This is a genomic window from Polaromonas sp. UBA4122 (assembly GCA_002381615.1).
GTDB lineage: Bacteria > Pseudomonadota > Gammaproteobacteria > Burkholderiales > Burkholderiaceae_C > Polaromonas.
Window position 1 is genome coordinate 1 of record DFWY01000127.1, and the last position, 4,645, is coordinate 4,645.

Here is a 4,645-nt window from a genome sequence, read left to right on the forward strand (position 1 = left end):
GCGCTATTGACCAAACTTTTACGGAAATCATGCATGGCTCAGATTGTCCGACATCGCTATTGCGACACAACCCTGGGTGCTGGACGCCCGAACTCCGTCCGCACTTTAACCGTGGCGGCATAAGCCGCTCTGGGGTTGGGGTAACCTCGTCTTCAGCGTGATCCGTGCAACAACGCCTTTGGCAAAGCATGTCATTCAAGTTCATGCTGTCGACGCCGGCGGCAAAGTTGTGACAAACAGGCCATTGTCGCGCGACAAATTTTTCGCCTGGTGTGTGCAGCTACCTGCCAAGTGTCTGATTGCGATGGAAGCCAGTTCCAGTGCCCATCACTGGGCCCGTCGGCTGCTTACCTTGGGGCTGGATGCGCGCATCATCGCCGCCCATCTGGTATCGCCTTACCGGATGCAAGGCAAAGGCGGGAAGAACGATGCCAATGACGCTGCAGCCATTTGTGAAGCTGCCTCGCGTCCTTCGATGCGTTTTGTGCCAATCAAGACGATTAGCCAACAAGGTATGCTGTGCGTGCACCGGCTACGCGAAGGCTTAAAGGCTGAGCGCACGGCCTGCATCAACCGCATTCGCGGCTTGTTGGCCGAGTTCGGATTGGTGTTTGCTCAAAGCCCCAAGGCACTGCGTGAAGTGCTCAGCACCATCATCGAAAATGCTGAAAATGAACTGTCAGGGATCGCCCGCTTGGTCATCGAACGCGCGCAGGGGCAGTGGAAAGAGTTGGATGATCATATTCAATGGTGTGACCAGCGCATCGCCGCTCACCTCAAAGATGACGAGCAGGCCAAGGCCGCAACACAGCTCATGGGTATTGGTCCGGTGACTGCATCGGCTGTAGTAGCCACGGTGGGCGACTTCAAGCAGTTCAAGAACGGCGCGCAGTTTGGTGCTTGGCTCGGCCTGACGCCGCGGCAAAATTCCAGCGGCGGCAAAAATAATTTGGGTGGGATCACCAAGCGCGGCGACATGTATGTACGCATGTTGCTGATTCAGGGTGCCAAGTCCGCAATCATGACGACTCACAAGCGCGATGACCCCATCTCCAAGTGGGCACACCGGTTACGTGAAAAGGCAGGCTGGCAAAAGGCGGTGGTGGCGTTGGCCAACAAGAATGCGCGCATTCTGCGGGCGGTGTTTGCCAGGGGCAAACCCTTTGACGCCAACCACGTCAGTGTGAAGCCAGCATCGGCAGGTGCTGTCATGTAAACGTTTTTCCAAATGGGCGATAGTTTTTCTTGCAAGACGTGATTTCGTAGATGCAGTCAACAGGTCAGACCGGCAGCGGGCAAACTCGATAAATCCGATGTCGCACCAATTGCGGTGGCGACGGTAACTGAATGGAGTCTCGCTGAGCGGTTCGTATCTGGGTCCGCACGATATAGTGCAACAAGACCGTCTGTAGATGTGCAGTCTGTTCCTCGTTTGAATGCAGCTTCACTTCACGCCAATGGAGAAAATACCGTCACCAAGGATGAAACCATCGACAACCAGTGCTTGACTTCGTGGGAAGTCCCTGTAGCCGGATTTAGGATAAATCGATTCCATCAAGAAGGTGGACAAACTGGCATGATTCAACGCGATTTCACATGCAGAGAAGCCCGCTGGGGCGCACTGAGCCTCTCACCAAGCCTTTTCCCCCGATACTTTCAACCTCACCTCAAACAACGGAGTCAACATGAACCGCAACGACATCACGGAAAAAATCATCACCACCAAAGTGTCCAAGGGTATCAAATGGGAAGATGTGGCCAAAAAAGTAGGCCTGAGCAAGGAGTGGGTCACGGCCGCCTGTCTCGGCCAGATGACGCTGGACGCCTCCCAGGCCAAGATCGTCGGCAAGATCTTTGGCCTCAACGCCGAAGAGCAAAAGTGGCTGCAAGTGGTGCCCTACAAGGGCTCGCTGCCCACACCCGTGCCCACCGATCCATTGATCTACCGCTGGTATGAAATCGTCAGTATCTATGGCACCACCATAAAGGAACTGATCCACGAAGAATTTGGCGACGGCATCATGAGTGCCATTGATTTCAGCATGAACATCGAGCGCCAGCCCGACCCAAAAGGCGATCGTGTCAACGTGGTACTGTCAGGCAAGTTTTTGCCTTACAAGCAGTACTGAAAATACGGTTTTTCCGCAATGGTGGAGTGTGGCCGAGAATTGTTGCTTCGTTGGTCTAGGGATCAAATTGCCAGGGTGTAAAACTGCTTAGCTGAGGAGATGGTTGAGCTAGCGGGGTAGTCCAGCTGCCCCTTGCGGATCATGTGCATGGTCTCAATGCCAGCAATGATGATACGATGCCTTCGCCAAAGGATTGCAGGCCAAAGATGATGCGCCGGCTGTGATCTTTGAGCAGTTCGGTGCGTGAGCGCACGCCCTGCACCTGCCCTGGCTCACAAGTCCCTGGGTAGGGCGGCGTGGCAGGCCTGCATCTGGCGCCTGCCCGGTTGATCAGATAACGCCAAGGAACACGGCCAGCGAACGGCTGACTGCCAGCATTTCTTCTTCAGACACATGCCCAAAAACGCCACCGATTCTCTCGCGTGGAATCGACTGCGCCTTGTCAACCATCACGTCAGACGGCTTTTGCAGACCATTTGTTTCATTAGGCTCAATCTGGATCCGAAACAGGGGAGCTGCTCTCAACTCCCCTGTCACCGGAAGAACCGTCACAGAAGGGTGTTCACTAAAGAGGTCTGACTGGATGATCAGCGCAGGCCTCGGTTTCCCATAGTCACCTTGAAGCGCAATGGTGACTAGGTCGCCACGCCTCATTTCCACCCTTCAGTATCAGCAGCTGCATGCAGCCAATCCAGGATCTCAGACTCCTGGGGATCATTTTTGACAAGCTGGGACTGTCGACGGCATTCCAAAGCAAAGTTTTCACGTCGCGTATCCGGAACCCAGATTTGCACTGGGCGCAGTCCGGCGGCACGCAGACCGTCGCGATGCTTTTGAACCCGCTCTGATATCGATGCTCCCATAATCACACTCCATTTGTTACATGCAACATCTTAACCCATTGTTTCATGTAACACAATACTTGAAGAATGATAGTCGATGAAAGTTTGATACTGGTAAGAAATGGCGAATCAATCAGGCCCCGAGTCATGCGTTGTTAGCGCCGATGCTAAATTGACCCAGGCTGCCGATTTCCGCTGACCCACCCCCTCGGTCGGAAAACCCGCTCGGTGCAACGATTTCAACCACTTTGCCCAGGGGCAGTCAAAGTCGGCAGCCTGGGTCAAAAGGTCGTCGGCCGCAACACCCAAGTGGGTAGCGTATTCCCGAGGCAATGAGGCGCTTGCCAGAATGGAGCACTTGCTGAATCATCCGCCCAGCGGGCGTATGCCTTGCATGCTGCTGTACGGTGACAGCAATATTGGCAAGACCATGATTGTCGAAAAGTTTGTTCGCGATCACCCAAACATATGCAATGAGTTCAATGAGGTTGAAATCCGTAAAACGGCTCACCTTCAAATGCCTGCAAACCCTTGCGACAACAAGTTGTACGCCAAGATCATCGAAGGCCTGGGTGTTCAGCCGCCCGTCAATCACCGCGGTACCGATATGGAGTTGCTCGGACTGCGCCTGCTGCACCGCCAGCCGCCAGCCGCTGGCCGCCAAAGTTGATGATCATCGACGAGGTCCATCATTTATTGGCCGGTTCGGTTCGCGAACAGCGTCAACTGCTGAAGCAGCTCAAATTCATCAGCAATGAATTGCGCATGCCGATCGTGGCATTGGGCACCAGTGAGGCGCTGTATGCCATGCAGACCGATACTCAGATTGCCTCCCGGTTCGAACCCTTTTCCTTGCCGAAGTGGCGCGAAAGCCCGGAGTTTCGGGAATTCGTGGTGAGCTTTAGCCGGCTGCTGCCCCTGGAAAAACCGTCGCCACTGGCCGACAAGGCCATCATTCAGAAACTCATGGGTTTGAGTAGCGGTTTGACTGGCAAGGTCACGATCTTGCTGACGCAGGCCGCAGTGTTGGCGATCCGCCAGAGAACTGAATACATCAGCGCTGACCTGATTGACCAGGCGGCGGCCAACGGCATCTACAAACTTACCCCATTGGACTCAAAAACGCAAAACTTGTAAGGGTTCCTTTGACGACCTTGTGGCCGCTCTCGTACGAGTCCTTTCTGTTATTAACGAGGTACACCACCAACAGCATCGCCGGAACTTCAATCAACACTCCCACCACGGTGGCCAAAGCAGCTCCGGAGTTGAATCCGAACAGGCTAATGGCGGCCGCGACAGCCAGTTCAAAGAAGTTCGAGGCACCAATCAGTGCTGATGGACAGGCGATGTTGTGCTTCTCACCTACTGCCCGATTGAGAAAATAGGCCAATGCGGAGTTAAAGAACACCTGAATCAGGATGGGGAGGCAAGTCATATTGAAACCTGCTGCCAAGCAGGGAAACTCAGACAGCGCTGACAATGACGAGCGAAAGAGAAGCAGATTATTAAGCCTGCGGCCCAGCAGAGACTGAAGAACACCAATTATGAAACCTCTGCCGGAATTCGACCATTGGAAGTCGAGCGCGACGCGTGCACGCAATCCGGCGTAGACTGAGCAAGTGCAAAGAGGATGTCCATTATGGGAACGACCGCCAATATAACGGAAGCCAAGGA

6 protein-coding genes and 2 pseudogenes are annotated in these 4,645 nt (G+C 54.2%); 4 read left to right on the plus strand and 4 right to left on the minus strand.

Translation table 11 applies throughout. The annotated features are described in order from the left end of the window. Positions 1–157 precede the first annotated feature (157 nt). Both B3F77_RS15620 and cynS read left to right on the plus strand, forming a co-directional pair. Positions 158–1,216, plus strand: a complete 1,059-nt coding sequence (locus tag B3F77_RS15620) for an IS110 family transposase (protein ID WP_293605838.1) — start codon at positions 158–160, stop codon at positions 1,214–1,216. Between the two features lie 469 nt (positions 1,217–1,685). After that, positions 1,686–2,129, plus strand: coding sequence for a cyanase (cynS, locus tag B3F77_RS15625; RefSeq protein WP_293605839.1), 444 nt, complete (start codon positions 1,686–1,688; stop codon positions 2,127–2,129). Positions 2,130–2,191: 62 nt separating this feature from the next. Here cynS and B3F77_RS15630 read toward each other — a convergent pair. The 3 genes and pseudogenes from B3F77_RS15630 to B3F77_RS15640 form a co-directional block, all read right to left on the minus strand. Next, positions 2,192–2,305, minus strand: a pseudogene (locus B3F77_RS15630) (IS6 family transposase); the annotation flags it as partial. A gap of 154 nt (positions 2,306–2,459) precedes the next feature. Further along, positions 2,460–2,783 (minus strand): type II toxin-antitoxin system PemK/MazF family toxin, encoded by a 324-nt coding sequence (locus tag B3F77_RS15635; RefSeq protein ID WP_293605840.1) that lies wholly within the window; start codon positions 2,781–2,783, stop codon positions 2,460–2,462. Further along, the gene (locus B3F77_RS15640; protein WP_293605841.1) at positions 2,780–2,992 is read right to left on the minus strand and encodes an antitoxin MazE family protein; all 213 of its coding nucleotides are present in this window, start codon (positions 2,990–2,992) and stop codon (positions 2,780–2,782) included. Before B3F77_RS15640 ends, B3F77_RS15635 begins: the two co-directional genes overlap by 4 nt. 328 nt (positions 2,993–3,320) lie before the next feature. Here B3F77_RS15640 and B3F77_RS21040 point away from each other — a divergent pair, with 328 nt between their 5' ends. Further along, complete coding sequence (locus B3F77_RS21040; protein ID WP_414703022.1) at positions 3,321–3,641, plus strand: TniB family NTP-binding protein; 321 nt, start codon at positions 3,321–3,323, stop codon at positions 3,639–3,641. Further along, a complete protein-coding gene (locus B3F77_RS15650; protein WP_293605843.1) occupies positions 3,641–4,108 on the plus strand; it encodes a TniB family NTP-binding protein in 468 nt (155 codons plus the stop codon). Before B3F77_RS21040 ends, B3F77_RS15650 begins: the two co-directional genes overlap by 1 nt. Here the strand turns inward: B3F77_RS15650 and B3F77_RS15655 are convergent. Beyond that, positions 4,074–4,645, minus strand: a pseudogene (locus tag B3F77_RS15655) (arsenic resistance protein); the annotation flags it as partial. The gene B3F77_RS15650 and the pseudogene B3F77_RS15655 overlap by 35 nt on opposite strands.